This is a genomic window from Pseudomonas fragi, assembly GCF_900105835.1.
Classification (GTDB): domain Bacteria; phylum Pseudomonadota; class Gammaproteobacteria; order Pseudomonadales; family Pseudomonadaceae; genus Aquipseudomonas; species Aquipseudomonas fragi.
In genome coordinates this window covers 2,831,592-2,849,247 of record NZ_LT629783.1, presented here as the reverse complement: position 1 = coordinate 2,849,247, position 17,656 = coordinate 2,831,592, and the positions used below count along the sequence as shown (strand labels likewise).

The 17,656-nt window shown below is 60.9% G+C and carries 21 protein-coding genes and 1 pseudogene; 14 read left to right on the top strand and 8 right to left on the bottom strand.

Features of this window, described 5'->3' with window-relative positions; translation table 11 throughout:
- Positions 1–230: 230 nt before the first annotated feature.
- The 11 genes and pseudogenes from BLU25_RS12945 to gspM all read left to right on the top strand — a co-directional run bounded on the left by BLU25_RS12945 (position 231) and on the right by gspM (position 9,472).
- Positions 231–635 carry a type II secretion system protein N gene (locus tag BLU25_RS12945; RefSeq protein ID WP_228795883.1) on the top strand — a complete coding sequence of 135 codons (405 nt, stop codon included), beginning with the start codon at positions 231–233 and terminating at the stop codon, positions 633–635.
- Between the two features lie 72 nt (positions 636–707).
- Positions 708–2,557, top strand: a pseudogene (gene gspD, locus BLU25_RS12940) (type II secretion system secretin GspD).
- Positions 2,554–4,026 (top strand): type II secretion system ATPase GspE, encoded by a 1,473-nt coding sequence (gspE, locus tag BLU25_RS12935; protein WP_083369672.1) that lies wholly within the window; start codon positions 2,554–2,556, stop codon positions 4,024–4,026. Before gspD ends, gspE begins: the two are co-directional and overlap by 4 nt.
- Positions 4,027–4,028: 2 nt before the next feature.
- Positions 4,029–5,240 carry a type II secretion system inner membrane protein GspF gene (gene gspF / locus BLU25_RS12930; protein ID WP_083369671.1) on the top strand — a complete coding sequence of 404 codons (1,212 nt, stop codon included), beginning with the start codon at positions 4,029–4,031 and terminating at the stop codon, positions 5,238–5,240.
- Between the two features lie 3 nt (positions 5,241–5,243).
- Positions 5,244–5,684 carry a type II secretion system major pseudopilin GspG gene (gene gspG, locus BLU25_RS12925; RefSeq protein ID WP_016783198.1) on the top strand — a complete coding sequence of 147 codons (441 nt, stop codon included), beginning with the start codon at positions 5,244–5,246 and terminating at the stop codon, positions 5,682–5,684.
- A 3-nt stretch (positions 5,685–5,687) separates the two neighbouring features.
- Entirely contained in the window at positions 5,688–6,176 is a 489-nt protein-coding gene (gene gspH, locus BLU25_RS12920; RefSeq protein ID WP_016783199.1) for a type II secretion system minor pseudopilin GspH, read from the top strand.
- A complete protein-coding gene (gspI, locus tag BLU25_RS12915; RefSeq protein WP_016783200.1) occupies positions 6,166–6,534 on the top strand; it encodes a type II secretion system minor pseudopilin GspI in 369 nt (122 codons plus the stop codon). The genes gspH and gspI overlap by 11 nt, the downstream gene beginning before the upstream one ends.
- Entirely contained in the window at positions 6,527–7,081 is a 555-nt protein-coding gene (locus BLU25_RS12910) for a type II secretion system protein GspJ (protein ID WP_016783201.1), read from the top strand. Before gspI ends, BLU25_RS12910 begins: the two co-directional genes overlap by 8 nt.
- Positions 7,081–7,935: a type II secretion system minor pseudopilin gene (locus BLU25_RS12905; protein ID WP_016783202.1), complete on the top strand. Its 855-nt coding sequence runs from the start codon at positions 7,081–7,083 to the stop codon at positions 7,933–7,935. Before BLU25_RS12910 ends, BLU25_RS12905 begins: the two co-directional genes overlap by 1 nt.
- Entirely contained in the window at positions 7,935–9,026 is a 1,092-nt protein-coding gene (gene gspL, locus BLU25_RS12900) for a type II secretion system protein GspL (protein WP_016783203.1), read from the top strand. Before BLU25_RS12905 ends, gspL begins: the two co-directional genes overlap by 1 nt.
- Positions 9,023–9,472 (top strand): type II secretion system protein GspM, encoded by a 450-nt coding sequence (gspM, locus tag BLU25_RS12895; RefSeq protein ID WP_016783204.1) that lies wholly within the window; start codon positions 9,023–9,025, stop codon positions 9,470–9,472. The genes gspL and gspM overlap by 4 nt, the downstream gene beginning before the upstream one ends.
- A gap of 63 nt (positions 9,473–9,535) precedes the next feature.
- Here gspM and BLU25_RS12890 read toward each other — a convergent pair whose 3' ends face one another.
- Positions 9,536–10,795: an MFS transporter gene (locus BLU25_RS12890; RefSeq protein WP_186349628.1), complete on the bottom strand. Its 1,260-nt coding sequence runs from the start codon at positions 10,793–10,795 to the stop codon at positions 9,536–9,538.
- A 140-nt stretch (positions 10,796–10,935) separates the two neighbouring features.
- On the opposite strand from BLU25_RS12890, the gene BLU25_RS12885 reads away from it, so the two are divergent.
- The 3 genes from BLU25_RS12885 to BLU25_RS12875 all read left to right on the top strand — a co-directional run bounded on the left by BLU25_RS12885 (position 10,936) and on the right by BLU25_RS12875 (position 12,478).
- On the top strand, positions 10,936–11,835 hold the full coding sequence (locus tag BLU25_RS12885; protein ID WP_083369670.1) for a LysR family transcriptional regulator: 900 nt from the start codon (positions 10,936–10,938) through the stop codon (positions 11,833–11,835).
- 134 nt (positions 11,836–11,969) lie between these two features.
- A complete protein-coding gene (locus BLU25_RS12880) occupies positions 11,970–12,275 on the top strand; it encodes a type II toxin-antitoxin system RelE/ParE family toxin (RefSeq protein ID WP_029611696.1) in 306 nt (101 codons plus the stop codon).
- A complete protein-coding gene (locus BLU25_RS12875) occupies positions 12,272–12,478 on the top strand; it encodes a helix-turn-helix domain-containing transcriptional regulator (protein ID WP_016783208.1) in 207 nt (68 codons plus the stop codon). Before BLU25_RS12880 ends, BLU25_RS12875 begins: the two co-directional genes overlap by 4 nt.
- Before the next feature lie 75 nt (positions 12,479–12,553).
- On the opposite strand, the gene BLU25_RS12870 is transcribed toward BLU25_RS12875, so the two are convergent.
- Genes BLU25_RS12870 through BLU25_RS12840 form a run of 7 tightly spaced genes read right to left on the bottom strand, consistent with a single transcriptional unit; the run spans position 12,554 to position 17,542 of the window.
- A complete protein-coding gene (locus BLU25_RS12870) occupies positions 12,554–13,000 on the bottom strand; it encodes a hypothetical protein (protein WP_016783209.1) in 447 nt (148 codons plus the stop codon).
- A 34-nt stretch (positions 13,001–13,034) separates the two neighbouring features.
- Positions 13,035–13,475: a hypothetical protein gene (locus BLU25_RS12865; RefSeq protein ID WP_016783210.1), complete on the bottom strand. Its 441-nt coding sequence runs from the start codon at positions 13,473–13,475 to the stop codon at positions 13,035–13,037.
- Positions 13,476–13,494: 19 nt separating this feature from the next.
- On the bottom strand, positions 13,495–14,721 hold the full coding sequence (locus BLU25_RS12860) for a beta-ketoacyl-ACP synthase (RefSeq protein WP_016783211.1): 1,227 nt from the start codon (positions 14,719–14,721) through the stop codon (positions 13,495–13,497).
- Positions 14,721–15,449 carry a 3-oxoacyl-ACP reductase FabG gene (gene fabG, locus BLU25_RS12855; protein WP_016783212.1) on the bottom strand — a complete coding sequence of 243 codons (729 nt, stop codon included), beginning with the start codon at positions 15,447–15,449 and terminating at the stop codon, positions 14,721–14,723. Before fabG ends, BLU25_RS12860 begins: the two co-directional genes overlap by 1 nt.
- Positions 15,442–15,909: an ApeP family dehydratase gene (locus BLU25_RS12850; RefSeq protein WP_016783213.1), complete on the bottom strand. Its 468-nt coding sequence runs from the start codon at positions 15,907–15,909 to the stop codon at positions 15,442–15,444. The genes fabG and BLU25_RS12850 overlap by 8 nt, the downstream gene beginning before the upstream one ends.
- On the bottom strand, positions 15,906–17,093 hold the full coding sequence (locus BLU25_RS12845; RefSeq protein ID WP_016783214.1) for a beta-ketoacyl-[acyl-carrier-protein] synthase family protein: 1,188 nt from the start codon (positions 17,091–17,093) through the stop codon (positions 15,906–15,908). The genes BLU25_RS12850 and BLU25_RS12845 overlap by 4 nt, the downstream gene beginning before the upstream one ends.
- On the bottom strand, positions 17,090–17,542 hold the full coding sequence (locus tag BLU25_RS12840; RefSeq protein ID WP_083369868.1) for a DUF3261 domain-containing protein: 453 nt from the start codon (positions 17,540–17,542) through the stop codon (positions 17,090–17,092). Before BLU25_RS12840 ends, BLU25_RS12845 begins: the two co-directional genes overlap by 4 nt.
- Positions 17,543–17,656: the final 114 nt, after the last annotated feature.

Sequence of the window (17,656 nt, the reverse complement as noted above, 5' to 3'; positions counted from 1 at the left end):
TGGCAGCTGGCTATTGTTTTTTGCAGGGTTGAATAAGTAGCAGTACCCGGTCCGTGAGCCGTTGCTCTTTATATTTGCTTTTGGCAAAGCCTTATAACACTGAAGCAGTGATGGGCAGTTCAATGCGAGTGTTTAATAAATTTTTTTTCTCCAAGTGGACAGTGCTGATAGTTCCCTTGGTTTATGGCAGCTACCTGGCGTGGCAAGAGCAGATATTCAGGTCTGTACAAGTGCAACTTGAGTTCGCGCCATTTAATGCATCTGCCCCGGCGATACCGCAGCCTTTCCAGCCCCAAGCCATTGCTGCGGTCTTTGGTCTCGCGGCTCAGGACAATTGGGTCCCGAGTGCCGAGCCCTTGCAGTGGCGCGCCAGTTTTGTCTCGAGTCAGGGGGCCTCTCAAGCCTTGCTGGGCGACGGGCAATCCGCGCGTTTCTATGCAGAGGGTGAACGCCTGCCCAGTGGCAGTGTTCTGCGCAGGATCGAGGTCGATCATGTGGTGCTGTGGCGCAATGGCCGTGAGGAGCGCCTGGCGTTCAAGCCTCAAGGCCAGCATGTGCTGCCAGTGTCTGCTGCTTCCGGGGCCGCCCTGCAAGCACCTTCCCTTTACCTGCGGCCCACTGCCGAGCAACCCTAGAGTACCGCCATGACCAAGCCCAATGCGTTCGGCATTTGCCAACTTTTGACCTGTTGCGTGCTATGCACCGCAATGTTCCTGCATTCCCCGGTGTGGGCACAAAAACAGTACTGGAAGTTGTCGATGAAGGAGGCCGAATTGCGTGATGTCGTGCAAGAGATTTCATCGATTCTCGGTGCCACCGTGGTTCTGGACCCTAGGGTACAGGGGCGGATTACGGTTATTTCCGAAAAGGAGCTGGATCGTGAAGGTGTACGTCAGTTGTTTTACTCGGTGCTTGATGCTCATGGATTTTCGGTTATCGACCAGGGCGACCGTTTGCTGATAATCCCTGCCGCCGAGGCCAAAACCCGGGCTGGCAGCCCGGGTACCAGGGTCACTGAAGCAGAGGCCTTTGTCACAAGGGTCATGGTGCTCAATGGCAGCGTTGCGGCCGATCTGGCAGGCCTGCTGCGCCCACTGGTATCGAGCAATGGGTATATCGGCCCTTCGGCATCGGCCAATGCGTTGATCATCACCGACACTGCTGCCAATACGCGCCGCCTTGTCGAGATCGTTCTGCAACTGGATTCGGGCGCGCGCTCAGGCCATTCGATGGTTGTGCTCAAGCATGGTCTGGCCAGCGACATTGCCACGATCATGGAGCAGTCGCTGGATAAAACCGAAGCGGGGGCAGGCAGTCGGGTGATTGCAGACACGTCGACCAATCGCCTGGTGATTCTGGGCAGCGACACGGTCCGCAAACGCTTGAGCGAACTTGCCCGCTCTCTGGATGCTCCGGGCAGCATCCAGCAGGAAAATTCGCGGGTGTTGCGTCTTCGTCACAGCGATGCCAAGCAATTGGCCACAGTGCTGGAGTCGGTAGGGTCAGGCTTGAAACAGGACGTGGCCATAGAGGGCCGCACCCAGAAAGCATCGCCACGGGAAGTGACAGTAGCGGCAGATGAAAGTCAGAACGCGCTGGTGATCGTGGCAGATCCGGCGAAGGTTCGTACGCTGGAAAACATCGTGCGCGAACTGGATCAGCCGCGCTCCCAGGTCCTGATCCATGCCGCCATCGTGGAAATATCCGGGGACATTGCCAAAACCCTGGGTGTGCAGTGGAGCGTCAACACAGGCAGGGCCAGAGGCGGTATTACTTTTCCGGGTACCGGCATTCAGATCGGCTCGTTTTCAAACAGTGACATTGAGCTGCCGGAAGGGGGCGTGCTGAAAGTGGGTAATGATCGTTTCAGCGCCCTGATTTCGGCCCTGGCCAGTGACACCAACAACAACGTGTTGTCCACACCGAGCCTGCTGACCCTGGACAATCAGGAAGCCGAAATACTGGTCGGGCAAAACGTGCCGCTCAAAACAGGCTCTTATGCCGGCTCTGGTGATGACACCAAAAATCCCTTCACCACGGTGACCCGGCAAGACATAGGCATCAGCCTCAAAGTTAAACCGCATATCAATGACGGCAGCCTGATGCGCCGGAGGTCGCCCAGGAAAACTCCGAAATAGCCCCCACACTGCAAGGTGTCGACTCAACCGATCTCATCACCAACAAACGTGCCTTGAAAAGCACCATCCTGGCCGAAGACGGCGAAATCATCGTGATTGGCGGGTTGATCAAGGACAGTGTGCGCACCCAGGTCAGTGGCGTGCCCTTGTTGCGCAGCATTCCGTATCTGGGCGCCCTGTTTCGCTGGAACAAGGAAACCCGTACCAAAACCAACCTGATGGTGTTTTTGCGCCCGACGATCGTACGCAGCAAAAACGATCTGCGTGAACTCAGCCAAAGCCGTTACAACGCATTGCGCAACCTTGATCAAGCCGGTGCCAAGGGCAACCCCGATCAATTGTTGCCCGACAACCCACAGCAAATGTTCGATACCCCTGCGCAAAAACAGGCGCAGCCAGCCAAAGCCGTTCAGCCATGACACTGCCAGGTGCGTGCCTGCCTTTCGGCTTTGCCCGGCGCTTCGGGATAGTGCTGGACGCTTCGTCCACGCCTGCCACCTTGTTGATTCGCGCCGATACGCCATTGACCGCACTGGCCGAAGCGCAGCGTTGGGCTGGGCGTGAAGTGACCTTCAGCCCCCTCACCGATGCCCACTTCGGCGAGCGCCTGGCCAGCAGCTATAGCGCAGGTCACAGCGCTGCCGAGCAAGTGGCCCAGGGGCTGGACGAAGAACTCGACCTGATGAGTCTGGCCGAGCAGGTGCCGCAAACCGCCGACCTGCTGGAGCAGGAAGACGATGCGCCGATCATTCGCCTTATCAATGCCCTGCTGCGTGAAGCCATGCGCGAAAAAGCATCGGACGTGCATCTGGAAACCTTTGAGCATTACTTGTCCGTACGCATGCGCATTGACGGCCAGTTGCGTGAAGTGCTCAGGCCCAGACGTGAACTGGCCAGTTTGCTGGTATCACGGATCAAGGTCATGGCGCGTCTGGATATTGCCGAAAGGCGGGTGCCTCAGGATGGCCGCATCAGCTTGCGTCTGGCCGGGCATGAGGTCGATGTGCGGGTCTCTACCCTGCCTTCGGCCCACGGTGAGCGGGTGGTCATGCGCTTGCTCGATAAACAGGCCGTGCGCCTTGATTTAAACTGCCTGGGCATGCCCGCTGCGACTTTGCGCCGGTTTGAGCACATCCTTGCGCGGCCCCACGGGATTTTTCTGGTCACGGGCCCGACCGGCTCGGGTAAAACCACCAGCCTGTATGCCGCGCTCAGCCACCTCAATCACCAGACCCGCAATATTCTGACCGTTGAGGACCCGGTGGAATATCACCTGCCGGGCATTGGTCAGACACCGGTCAACACCAAGGCTGACATGACGTTTGCCCGTGGCCTGCGAGCAATTCTGCGTCAGGACCCGGACGTGGTCATGGTGGGTGAAATCCGCGATCGCGAAACCGCCGAAATTGCCGTGCAAGCGTCGTTGACCGGGCATCTTGTGCTGTCCACCCTGCACACCAACAGTGCCATTGGTGCCGTTACCCGCCTGGTCGACATGGGGGTGGATGCTTACCTGCTGTCGTCTTCGTTGGTGGGGGTACTGGCCCAGCGCCTGCTGCGCACGTTGTGTGTGGAGTGCAAGGCTGCCTATACAGCCGACCCGGCAACGGGCGCACGGCTTGGTCTTGCCCCGGGAACCTGGCCAACCCTGTATCGGGCCCAGGGCTGCAAGCACTGCCAGCAAGGCTACCGCGGTCGTACCGGTATCTACGAACTGGTCAGCATCACCCCGACCCTCGCCGGGATGATTCATCAGGGGGCCAGCGAGCCGGACTTGGCCCGTGAAGCACTAAAGCTGTCTTGTAGCCTGTTTCAGGATGGTCAGCGTCTGGTACTAGAAGGCCTGACCAGCGTCGATGAACTGCTGCGCATTACCCGGGAGGACTGAGCATGCCTGCCTTTGAGTACCGTGCGCAGGACGCCAATGGACGCAATTGCCGTGGCCTGCAAGAGGCTGACAGTGCGCGCCATGCCCGCCAGCTTTTACGCGAGCGAGGCCTGCGCCTGAGTCATCTGGGGGCCGTCAGAAAAAACCGCCAGGGCGCCAGCCATGCGCAATCGGGTATCCGGCTGGGGGCAAGCGAGCTGGCGCTGCTCACCCGGCAGTTATCGACCTTGATTCATGCCGGCCTGCCCCTCGATGAAGCCTTGCTTGCAGTCAGTGCCCAGAGTGAAAAACGTCGGCTCAGCCAGTTGCTTGCCGCTGTGCGCAGCCGGGTGCTTGAAGGCCATACCCTGGCCGCCGCGCTGTCGGCGTTCCCCAAGGCCTTTACGGAACTGTTTCGCGCCACAGTCGCTGCTGGCGAGCGCAGCGGCCATTTGGGTCATGTGCTGGAGCAACTGGCCGACTACAGCGAAGCCCGTCAGGCGTCCCATCAAAAAATTCAGCTGGCACTGGTTTACCCCCTGATTCTGCTGGTTGCCTCGTTGTCGATTGTCGGTTTCCTGCTCGGTTATGTCGTGCCCGATGTGGTCAAGATCTACATCAATAGCGGCCAGCCATTACCGGTGCTGACCCGGGCCATGATTGCCATCAGTGATGGGCTGCGCAGTCATGGCGGTTTGCTGCTGATGGTGCTGCTGGCCGCCTGCGGCGCGGTCCGTTGGGCATTGCGCCAGCCACGGCTGAAGCTGCGCTGGCATGTGTTGTTGCTCAATCTGCCGCTGGCAGGCGGGGTGGTGCGGGCAATGGAAGCGGCAAGGTTTGCCAGCACCCTGGCGATCCTGGGCAAAAGCGCCGTGCCACTGGTGGATGCGCTGGAAATTGCCGCCACGGTCATCAGTAACCTGGCCATCCGCCGACGCATGCTCGATGTTGCCCGCTCAGTGCGTGAAGGCGGCACCCTGGCCCGGGGGCTGGAGCGTAGTGGTGATATCCCACCGATGATGCTGCACCTGATTGCCAGCGGCGAGCGGGCTGGCGAGCTGGACAGCATGCTGGCGCGGGCCGCCGAGCAACAGGAAAAAACCCTGGCTGCGCGAATCGCGCTGGTCGTGAGCCTGCTCGAACCCATCATGCTGGTGTTGATGGGCGGCATTGTCCTGCTGATCGTCCTGGCCATTCTCTTGCCGATTCTTGGCCTCAACCAATGGGTAAACTGACCGATGCGCACTGTTTCAACGTCTTCTCAACGCGGCTTCACCCTGATTGAAATCATGGTCGTGGTCGTCATCATCGGCGTGCTGGGTGCCATTGTCGTGCCGCAGTTCATGAGTCGCCCGGATCAGGCCAAGGTGACCGCGGCACGCACCGATATTCAGGCGATTGCCACGGCGCTTGAAATGTATCGCCTCGACACTTTCAGCTACCCCTCAACCCAGCAAGGCCTGGAAGCCTTGAGCAAGCGCCCGGCCGGGGGGCCTGCAGCGAAAAACTGGAATCCGCAGGGGTATCTCAAAAGCCTGCCGCTGGACCCGTGGGGCATGCCCTATCAATACCTGAACCCGGGCACGCGCTCGACGGGTTACGACCTGCTGTCCTTCGGTTCGGACGGTATGCCTGGTGGTGAAGGCTACGCCGCGGATATCGGCAACTGGGGCGATTGAGTCATGCGCAAACTGTCGTCGGGTTTCACCCTGATCGAGGTGATGGTGGTCATTGTGCTGGTCGGCGTACTTGCTTCAATGGTGCATATCAGCCTGGGTGACAACAACAGCCGCAATGCCCGGCTGGAAGCCGATGTCCTGCTGGAGGTGATGTACGGTTTGCGCGAAAAGGCAGTCCTTGACGGCCAGGAATATGGCCTGCGGCTGGAGCCTGACGCCTATCAGGTAATGCGTTTTGAGCGCGTTGGCTGGCAACCGGCAGACAGCCGTGTGCAACTGCCTTCCGGGCTGGTGTTGGCCCTGGCCCTGGAAGGCCGCCCACAGCCCCTGCTACCAATGGCGCAAGTACCGCAGTTGCTGTGGTTGAGCAGCGATGAAAACAGCGCGTTCAGCCTGCACCTTGACAGCCCGCCGCAGCGCTGGCGCAGCATTGTCAGCGATGGCCTTGGCGATGCGCAGGTCGTTGTGCCAGAGGTCTCCCATGAAGGCTGAAAAAGGTTTCACCCTGCTGGAGGTCATGGTCGCGCTCGCCATCTTCGCCACCCTGGCGGCGGCGGTCATGTCTGCCAGCCAGTATGTGCTGGGCCAGAGTGCCAGGGTCGAGGCGAGGTTGTTTGGCGCATGGCTGGCCGACAATCACCTCACTGATATGCAGCTGCAAAGCGTCCCTCCTGCAGTGGGGCAACAAACCTTTGATGTGACCTATGCGCAACGTGACTGGCGCTTGAGCCGACATATCACGGTCGAACCCGGTACGGGCCTGCTGCGGGTGGAATTGCGGGTCAGCCCGGCGGGCAGCGAACAGGCGGTGCAGTCTGTAACCCATTGGCTGGCGGTCAGGCATGACTAAGCCCCAGGCCGGTTTCACCCTGCTTGAACTGGTGATCGCCATCGCAATTTTCGCCTTGTTGGGCCTTGGCTGCTGGCGCCTGTTTGACAGCGTTGTGCGCGCCGAACGCAGCAGCACGGCGCATCAGCAGGCCCTGCGCAGCCTGCAACGCACAGTGGCGTTGATCGAGCGCGATGTATTGCAGGTTCAGGGCTCAGCCAAAGACCCGGGGATCACGCTGTACCCCGATCGGCTCAATGTGCGTCGCGCCAACTGGCGCAACCCGTTAGGCCTGCCGCGCAGTGAGCTGCAGGACGTCAGTTATCAACTCAAGAACGGCGAGCTTTGGCGTTATAGCCGTGGGCTGGAGGAGGGCGCGCCACTGCAGCAACAAAAACTGCTCGCTGATGTGCGCGAAGTACGCTGGCGGATTTTTGACCGCAAGACGGGTTGGCGCAATGCAGGCACGCCTGCTCCCAAGGCAGCGCAACACGCACTGGAACTGCAACTCTCCGTGGGGCGCTTCGAGGGCGTGCGTCGTGTGCTGTTGCTGCCGGAGGGCGCGTGATGCGCCGTAATCAGCAGGGCATCGCGCTGATGACCGTGTTGCTGGTCATGAGCCTGGCGCTGCTGATTACCGCAGGCATGCTGCGCAGTCACCGTCTGGTCCTGCACAGCAGCGCCCAGCAGATTCACCAATTGCAGATGCGCACCCTGGCATTTGCTGGCGAAAGCTGGGCCCGTGAACACCTGCGTAACCTGATCCGCGACCCCAAGGTGGCCGTAGCTGCCGGTCAGGCCTGGACCAGCGGCCAGCCACAGTTGCGCATCGACAATGGTCAAATCGAAGTCGACATTGAAGACCTCGCCGGGCGTTTCAACCTTTCCGCCTTGCTTGGCAAAGGCCCTGCCGACGCCGTACTGGTGCAACGCTGGTTGCGCCTGCAAACCCTGCTTGAGTTGCCCGCGCTGGATGCCGGCGTACTGCAGGGCCAGGGCTTGAGTGAGATCAGCCAGTTGCGTGGGCTGCCCGGTGTCGACAGCCAGTGGTACGAGCGCATGCGGCCGTGGATCGCGCTGCTGGGCAACGAAGCCCCCGTCAATATCAACACCGCGCCTGCCACCGTGCTGGCCACGCTGGAAGGCGTGACGCCCGAGCTGGCGCGCCAACTGGTGGCCAACAGACCGTTGCAGGGCTATGCCAGCGTCGAGGATTTCACGTTCAGCCCGGCCTTGATCGGGTTGGGCATTCAGGCTGAGGGCCTGGGCATCAACAGCCGCTGGTTTCGGATCACCACCCATGTGCGCGTGGGGCAAAGCCGTTTTTGCCTCGAAAGCGATATGGTCGGCAACCTTCAGACGGGCCAGTGGCGTCTGTTGCAGCGTCGTTTTTTAGCACCCCAACACAACGAGCATTCTTGATGAACAGCTGGCTTTACCTGACCGCCACGGGGTTTTCCCATAGCGCCGAGTTTGATTTCGATACTGCCCCCGTGCTCGTCGGGCACGACTTGCAGCCGTTTGCGCACACCACATTGCGCGAGGCTGTCGGCGGGTTGCAAGGCCGGGGTATCACATTGATCCTGCCGATGGAAATGTGCAGCTGGCTGCTGACCGAGCCCTGGCCGGGCAAGCGTCGACCCACCGCGCAAGCCCTTGCATTTGCGGTGGAGGAGCAACTGGCCGAAGATCTGGAGCACTTGCATATCGCTGTCGGAGCGGTGGATGCACAGCAGCGTTATCCCTTGCTGATTGTCCACAAGCAGCGATTCAAAACGTTGCTGGACCAACTCCATGAGCGGGGTTTGAACATCGTCAGCGTGCAAGTGGACGCGGATCTTCTGCCTCACGATCAGGCCTGCATGGCATGGTGGGGCGGGCGCTGGATTGTGGGCGGGGCGCTTGAGGCCAGGTTGGCAGTCTCAGTGCAGGGGCTGGCGCTGATAAAGGCGCGCATGAGCACAGCATTGGTTGCCCGCAACATTGACTGGAGCGCGTTGCCGGGAGGGGCCATCAACCTGCTGCAAGGCGACTTTCGACGTCAGGTGCAGGGGTGGCCGTGGCAGCAGCTCAGCGCATCGGCGCTGCTGGTGTTTGCCCTTGCCCTGGGTTTTACCCACCTGCGCAGCAGTTTTCTGGAAGGCCAGGCCGCGCGGGTTTATGCCATGAGCGAGCAGCGCTTCAAAACCCTGTACCCGGAGCAAACCCGCATTATTGATTTGCCCGCACAACTCAAGGCATTGCAGCAAGACCCCAGGGGCACGCAGGGCGGACATATGGTGCGGCTGCTTCAATTGACCGAACAGGTTATCGGCGCCAGCAGTGTCCAAGTGCAGCGCATGGAGTGGCGGGCAAACATCGGGTGGGTGTTGAGCATCACTGCCGGCAGTTTTGCCCAGATTGAACAGTTGCGCGAGCGAGGCGCCCAAAGCGCACTGCCGATCACCCTGGACAATGCGAGTCAGCAGGGCAACCGGGTGCAGGCCATGCTGACCCTGGGGGACGAATCATGAAGGTGGGGTTGCGTGAGCGATGGTCGCAGTTGCCGTCCCGTGACCGTCAATTGTGCCGTGTTCTCGCGGTATTTTTGCTGGTTGTGTTCAGCATTTACGGGCTTTGGTTGCCGGCTCAGCAACGACTGGATGCGGCCCGGGGGTTGTTCTTCAAGCAGATGGCACTTGCCGCTGAAATCCAGCAGGCGCGACCCGGGTCAGTTACCAGGGTATCCGATCAACCATTGGCCTCACGTCTGAGTGAAAGTGCCATCAGCTCGGGGTTGACTGTTGAGCAGTTTGAACTGGATGCCGGCGTTGTGCGCATCACTCTGAACGGGGATGCGGCCGCGCTGTTAGGCTGGCTCAACCGTATTGAGCTGGAGGGCTCAGGTTTCGAAAGCCTGAGCCTGGAAAAGCGTGATAGCAGCCTCCAGGCCCGGCTGCAGATCCACAACCCGAGCTGACGCAGGGCCTTGCGCCGAGACTTTCACGCTTGCAGCCTTCGACAGCGGCTGCAGGACGGGAAGTTACGCACTTTTCGCATTCCCCGGCAGCACCGGCAAGCGGGCCAGGTGCAACGCCACCAACAGGGCAATCACCAGCATGCCGGTGATAAACCCGCCGATGCCGTTCCAGCCCGCCAGATGCCAGAACACGCCACCCAGGGTGCCGGCCACGCTCGATCCGGCGTAGTAACTGAACAGGTACAGCGATGACGCCTGCCCCTTGGCCTTGGTGGCCCGGCGGCCGATCCAGCTACTGGCCACCGAGTGGGCGCCGAAGAAGCCGAACGTAAACATCAGCATGCCGATAATCACAAACGCGATGGGCGTGAGCAGGGTCAGCGCGATACCGGCCAGCATCAGCACAATGACGGCCCACAACACGCGACGACGGCCCAGCTTGTCGGCCAGCGCGCCAATCTGCGCCGAGCTGTAGATACCCGACAGATAAACAATCGACAGCAAGCCCACCACGGCCTGATTCATGTTGTACGGGTCAGCCAGCAGGCGATAACCGATGTAGTTGAACAGGGTGACAAAGCTGCCCATCAGCAGGAAGGCTTCCAGGAACAACCACGGCAACCCGGCATCGCGAAAGTGCATGGTGAACCCGTCGAGCAGGCTGCGCGGGTTCATGGCGCGCGGGCGGAAGTTGCGCGATTCGGGCAGGATTTTCACAAACACCACTGCGGCCACCAGCGCCAGCACGCCAATTACCAGCATGGCGGTGTGCCAACTGACAAAGTCGATCAATACACCGCTGATCAAGCGCCCGCTCATGCCGCCAATGGCGTTGCCGCCGATATACAGGCCCATCGCCAGGCCAATGTGCTGCGGATGGATTTCTTCACTCAAATAGGTCATGGCTACCGCAGCCAGACCGCTCAGGGACAAGCCCACCAGCGCGCGGGTTACCAGCACCCCTTCCCAGGTTGGCATCATGGCGCTGAGCACGGTAAACAGCGCCGCGGAAAACAACGCAAACACCATCACCGGCTTGCGGCCGAAGGCGTCAGAAATGGGCCCGGTAATCAGTAGACCAATGGCCAGCATTGCCGTGGCCACGGATAAAATCAGACTGCTTTGCGCGGCATTGATCCCGTACTCATGGCTCAACACCGGCATCATCGGCTGTACGCAATACAACAGGGCGAAGGTCGCGAACCCACCCGAGAACAGGGCCAGCACCGTGCGCATAAACATCGGCGTGCCTTTCTCGATAAACACATCATTGAGTTGGGAAACAACATCATCCAGCGCGGACGGCGGGATTTCGTGGGCCAGGGGTGCAGCGGCAGTTTTCACGGGGACCTCAAAGTGCGGTAAAGCCGAACGGCAATGGCAAAAGAATATAGGCGGCTAACGATTCTTTCCAATATATTATTCGACCTGTTTAAGAGGTTTTACGACTTAATGGAGGTTGTATGGAACTGCGCCATTTGCGCTACTTCATTGCCGTGGCCGAAGAGCTGCATTTTGGCCGGGCGGCGCAGGTGCTGGGCATATCCCAGCCACCGCTGAGCCAGCAGATCCAGGCACTGGAGCAGGAACTGGGGGCGCGTTTGTTCGATCGCACCAACCGTCGGGTAGCGCTTAGCGAGGCCGGACGATTGTTCCTGGAAGAGGCGCGGCGGGTGCTGGCCCAGGTCGACAAGGCCGCCGACGTGGCCCGGCGTGCGCAGTTGGGCGAGCTGGGCGAACTGAAGATTGGCTTTACCTCGTCGGCGCCGTTCAACTCCAGCATCCCACAGGCCATTTTTGCCTTTCGCCAGGCATTCCCGGCGGTGCATCTGGACCTCAAGGAAATGAGCAGCCGCGAGGTGGCCGAGGGGCTGGAGGACGAGTCCATCGAAGTCGGCATCATGCGCCCGCTGGCGTTACCGGAGTCGCTGCTGGCCGTGGAGCTGTTTCGCGAGCCGCTGGTGGCCGTGATCCGTGCCGATCACCCCCTGGCCGAGGGCAGTGAGGAGGGGATGCAACTGGCGGCGTTGGCGGACGAGCCGTTTGTGTTCTTCCCGCGCAGCTACGGCAGCGGCTTGTACGCACAATTGCTCAGCCTGGCGCGAGTAGCGGGGTTCAGCCCGCATATCTCCCAGGAAGCGGGGGAGGCCATGACCATCATTGGCCTGGTGTCGGCGGGATTGGGGGTGTCGGTGCTGCCGGCGTCATTCCAGCATATGCGCATCAAGGGTGTGGTCTATCGGCCGCTGCTGGACCCGGACGCCAATACCGCCGTGTGGCTGGTGCAGCGCAAGGGCAACAACTCGCCGATGGCGAATGCGTTTGCGCAGTTGCTGACGCGCAAGACCGTGGCCAGGGTCTAGGAATCGTCCTGCGAATGACAGGGATCGTGCTTGTACATGGCCGCCGATGACTGAATCAACAAACTGCTATTTCAGACGAAAGGGAGTGTAATGGGCTGATTCTTCAGGTGTAGCCTTAAGTTTACCTTTTGCGAATGATTGAAATTATTCGCAGCTCTACCTTTTCCCGCTGGCTTTCAAACTTGCCCGACAGCCGTGCCCGAGCGCGAATTGCGGTCAGGATTGATCGAATGGCTGAAGGCCATTTGGGGGACACTAAATCACTGGGTGCGGGGTTAAGCGAAGCGCGGATCGATTACGGCCCTGGCTACCGGTTGTACTTAATGAAGCATGGTGATCAATGGATCGTTTTATTGTGCGCTGGAGACAAGAACAGTCAAATCCGCGATATCAAGCAAGCCCGGTTGATTGCCAAAGCATTTAAGGAGAATGGAAGGTGATTGAAACATTCACGCGTTGGGACAGTTCCGAATTCCTCAAGACGGAAGAAGATATCCAGCACTACCTTGAAGCAAGCAGGGACGAAGCTGGAGGTGATCCGGCATTCATCGCTAAAGCCCTTGGCAGGGTTGCCAAGGCGCGCGAGACTCTGAGGATCCTGGGCAACCAGCCATCGCAGAGCCGGACAGACACAGTGCGATGACAAGCCTGTCTGTTTGTAAACAAGGCGCCGAAAGGCGCCTTTGTCATGTCTGGGGTCAAGCCATTACAGCGGCTTTCAATTCACCTTCGACAAATCACCCTTCAAGGCGACACCTGCGATCACGGCACCGGCGTGGCACTCGTAAGTTTTCGGATCTTTGCGTTCGTTGCGTTTGTAGAAGCTGGCGATGTCAGTCACCGCATTGGCGCCTACTTTTTTCGCCGCTTCATGCAGGGTAATCAGCGCCGATTGCAGCGCCCAGGAACAGGCCTGGTAATCGGTCTTGTTAAACGCATTGGTTTTCTTGTTGGTCACGGCACCGGGGCTGAGCACCGTGACTTTACCGCCCGGGGTGTTGCCCGCCAGGTAGAACTTGACGCTGCCATCGATCTTGCCGGAACTGATGGCTTCGTTCACGACCTGTTCAAACGGCAGGTACAACGCGCTGTCGCGGGCCTGACTCACGGCTGGCAGGGCGCAGAGCAGTATCGCGGTGGCAGCAGCCAGGGTTTTGAAGTGCATCGGGGTAGTCTCCTTGACGATTAAAAATGCAGGGTTACAACGGTTTTACCAGCGCTGACTCCGACAATTGCCTGGCCGTGCGCTCGTTCTGGTTGTCCTTGAGGTCGCGCACGATGTCGCGATCGAGCAGGCGCACCCAGCGGATATAGTTTTTGTGGATCTTGCCGTCCTTGTAGTCCAGGCCGCTGCTGTTGCGGTACTGGATGCGGTAGTGGTCGGCGCTGTAGGGGATGTCGATTTCGGCGTGGTATTGCTCGCGCACGGTGATCTGCGCCTGCACCCGCTGCGGGGTGATTTCTTGCACAGTCCAGCCGCGCCCGACCAGCGCCTTGACGATGGCTTGTTGCATCTGCGCCCGGTCACTGTGGATCGAGGCATGCAACGTGCGGTCCGGGGTGAGCATGCGTTTGCTGGTGCAGGACACAGTGGTCAGCAGGGCCAGAGCAATCAGGGTGATGCGCAGCAGGTAAGTCATTGCGTGGGTTCCAGAAATCTCAGGACCAACGACGGAAGATCAACGATGTGTTGACCCCGCCAAAGGCAAAGTTGTTGTTCATGACGTAGTCGTTATGCATGACGCGAAACCCGCCGCGCAGGTAGTCCAGTTCGCCGCAGCGGGGGTCGACTTCATCGAGGTTGAGCGTGGGGACATAGCGGTCGCGGTTCATCATCTCGATGCTGAACCAGGACTCCAGCGCCCCGCAGGCACCCAGGGTGTGGCCCAGGAAACTCTTCTGCGAGCTGATCGGCATGTGCTTGCCGAACAACTCGCTGGTGGCCAGGGTCTCGGCAATGTCGCCCTGTTCGGTGGCGGTGCCGTGGCCGTTTACATAGCCGATGGCATCCGCGCCAATGCCTGCATCTTCCAGTGCCAGCTCCATCGCCCGGCGCATGGTGCCGACTTCCGGGCGGGTGGTGTGCTGGCCGTCGGCATTGCTGCCAAAACCGACGATCTCCGCATGGATATGGGCGCCACGGGCCAAGGCGTGCTCCAGTTCTTCAAGCACCAGCATGCCGCCGCCTTCACCTATCACCAGTCCGTCACGACCGCTGTCGTAGGGGCGGGGGCTGGTGTGCGGGGCGTCGTTTTTCAGGCTGGTGGCGTATAGCGCGTCGAACACCATCGCTTCGGTGGGGCACAGTTCTTCGGCGCCACCGGCCAGCATCAACGGCAGGCGGCCGAACTTGATCGACTCATAGGCATAGCCGATGCCCTGGCTGCCGCTGGTGCAGGCGCTGGAGGTGGGGATCAGGCGCCCGGTCAGGCCAAAGAAGATGCTGATATTGGCCGCCGTGGTATGGGGCATCATGCGCACATAACTGTTGGCGTTGAGGCCGTCTGCGACGGAGTTGAGCAGCATGTTGCCGAATGCCTTGATCTCGTCGGTGCTGCCGGTGGACGAGCCGCAGGCCACGCCCATGCGGCCATCGCGGATGATCGGGTTGCCGAGCAGGCCGGCGTCCTGCAAGGCCTGTTCTGCAGCGCCGACGGCCAGGCGCGAGACGCGGCCCATGCTGCGCAGTTGTTTACGGGTCCAGTGGGCGGGCACTGCAAAATCATCGATCGGGCCAGCCAGGCGAGTGTTGAGTTCAGTAAAACGGTCCCACTCGTCCATGCGCCGGATACCGCTGCGTCCGGCCACAAAATTGGCCTCGATGCTGGCCCAGTCACTGCCCAGTGAAGTAATGCCGGCCATGCCGGTGACGACGACGCGCTTCATCAGCACAACCCTCCGTTGACGGCCAGCACCTGGCGGGTGATATAGCCCGCTTCGGCCGACATCAAGAAGTTGACAGCCCCCGCGACTTCTTCCGGGGTGCCCATGCGTTGGGCGGGGATCATTTTCATCAGTTCTTCTACCGGTACGTTTTCGTCGAGCATGGCGGTGTCGATCAGACCCGGCGCGACGCAGTTGACGGTGATCTTGCGTTTGCCCAGCTCGATGGCCAGGGCCTTGGCTGCGCCGATAAGGCCGGCCTTGGAGGCGCTGTAGTTGACCTGCCCGCGATTGCCGATCAGGCCCGAAACCGAGGTAATACAGACGATGCGCCCGGCCGCGCGGCGGCGGATCATCGGCATCATCACCGGGTGCAGCACGTTGTAAAAACCGTCGAGGTTGGTGCGCATGACCACGTCCCAGTCGTCTTCGCTCAGCGCCGGGAAGGCACCGTCACGGGTCAGGCCGGCGTTGAGCACTACGCCGTAATAGGCCCCGTGCGTCTCGACATCGGCTTCGAGAATGGCCTTGCATTGGGCGCGCTCCGATACGTCGAATTGCAACACCCGGGCATTGCGGCCCAAGGCGTGTACTTCGGCCATTACGGCATCGGCTTCGCTGCGGCCGCTACGGCAATGCAGCACCAGATCAAAACCGGCCTGGGCCAGGCGCAAGGCGATGGCGCGGCCAATGCCACGGCTGGAACCTGTGACCAAAATGGACTCAGTCATGGCGGGTCTCCTGGGGTGTCTGGGCAAGGTAGTTTTCGGCCCGGGGCGGGCGGAACACGTTCAGGCGGGCGCTGGCATGGATGCCGGGGCCGGTGAGGTGGCACTCGAACACGCCCATGCCGTTGTCGTCTTCCAGCGAGCGCAGAGCGTGGATATGCAGCTCGGTGCCCGCAGGGAAGTGTTCGACGTTGCATTCAAATTTACGCGTGCCGAGCAAAAAACCCAGGGCCACGGGGTTGCCCTGCACGCGGGCGCGGCAACCGGCGTAGGCGGCGACGCTTTGCGCCATCAACTCAACGCCCACCCAGGCGGGCAGGCTGCCGTCTTCGCGGTTGAACAAACCGCCGGCGCGCACGGTGAGGCGGGTTTGAATCTGTTCTTCGTCGAACGCCAGTACCTGATCGATGAGGATCATGTCGCCAGCGTGGGGCAGCAGTTCGGCGAGCGGCCAATCGATCATGGAGCCTCTCCGATAATCAGGCTGACGTTATTGCCGCCGAAGGCAAACGAGTTGCTCATCAGGCAGCGTTGTGAGGTCGGGGCCAGGGTCTGGCCGGGGGTTACCCAGTTCAGGGCAGGCAGCGCCGGGTCGCCGTGGCCGTCCCAGACGTGGGGCGCCAAGGCACCGTCGTGGTTCAGGCTCAGCCAGCAGAAGGCGGCTTCCAGCGCGCCAGCGGCACCCAGGGTGTGGCCGGTCATGGGTTTGGTCGATGAACACGGTACCCCTTCGGGGAATACCTGGGCCACGGCGTGGCTTTCCATCGCATCGTTGTGCTGGGTGGCGGTGCCGTGCAGGTTCAGATAGCCGATTTGGTCTGCCTGCAGGCCCGCGCGCTTCAAGGCTTGTTGCATGGCTTGAACGGCGCCGCGCCCGCCAGGCTCTGGGGCGGAAATATGGTGGGCATCACTGCTGGCCCCCGCGCCGAGCAAGGCGATGGCGTGGTCGGCGGCAGGTTGCCTGCTCATTACAAAGAGCACCGCTGCTTCGCCAATATTGATGCCGTGGCGGTTTACCGAAAACGGATTACAGCGCTCATCCGACACGGCTTCCAGTGCCGAAAAGCCGTTGAGCGTCAATTTGCAGAGGGTGTCGACGCCGCCGCACAGCACCGCGTCGCACAGGTTCATTTCCAGCAGCCGCTGCGCGCTCATCAGGGCGCGGGCGCTGGAGGTGCAAGCGGTGGAAATCACATAGGCCGGGCCGCTGATGCCCAGCCAGTCGGCCAGGAAGGTGGCCGGCGCGCTTAGTTCCTGTTGCTGATAGGTGTAGTCAGCGGGGAACTGCTGGTTCTGCAGGTAGTGGGCAATGCCCTGGCTGGCCTCATCAATGCCCGAGGTGCTGGTGCCCAGCACGATGGCGATGCGCTCGCGGCCGAAGGTTGCGATGGCCTGCTCGATAGCGTCGCGGATCTGCAGGGCGGCTTCGAGCAACAACTGGTTGTTGCGGCTGTTTTGCGCATGGAGTTCGGCCGGGATTGCAGCCAGCTCACCGTTCACCGCACCGATGGTCACTGAGCGTTCGGGCACCCAGCCGCTGGCGCGCAGCATGCCCGAGCAGTCACCGGCAAACAGCTTGCGTGCCACTTCATCGGCGCCACGGCCAAGGGCGCAGACCACGCCAAGAGCATTGAGGTAAGCCGTCATGGGGCGGTCTCCAGGGGGCTTACGGTGTAATGCAGATCGCCCTTCATGTCGATGCGAAACACCTCGGGTTGCGGGTAGTGCACTTGCCAGCGTTGTTCGATGAAGCGCAGGTCAGGCGCCGTTTTGGCCTGTGGATAATTATCCGCAAGCTGCGTTGCTGGTGTGAGTGCAAACAGCAGCGCGGCAAACAGCTCGCGGGCTTCGGGGTTGGGCGGCAGCAACCCGTCGGCGTGCCAGCTGCCGTCTTGCAGCAGTTGGCGCGCCAGTGGAATGCCCAGCGGGTCCATCAGTGACCAGCGCAGCGCGGTGTCTTGTTGCTGGATGACTAGCAACCAGTCCTGACGCTGATCGGCCTGCTGGCGCTGGATATGCAATTGCATGGGCAAGGCCAGGGTTGGCGTGTGCCGTGGCAGTGGCAGGCTGGTGCAGGCGCTGAGCAGCAAGAGCATCCACAGTGCTGCGCTTAGCCTGTAGCCGCTGCCGACAGGCTGCGAAAAGGCCCGCAGGGCCTTCAAGAAAACGGGCCTGCTTCGCATGCCATCGCAGCCTTCGGCAGCGGCTAC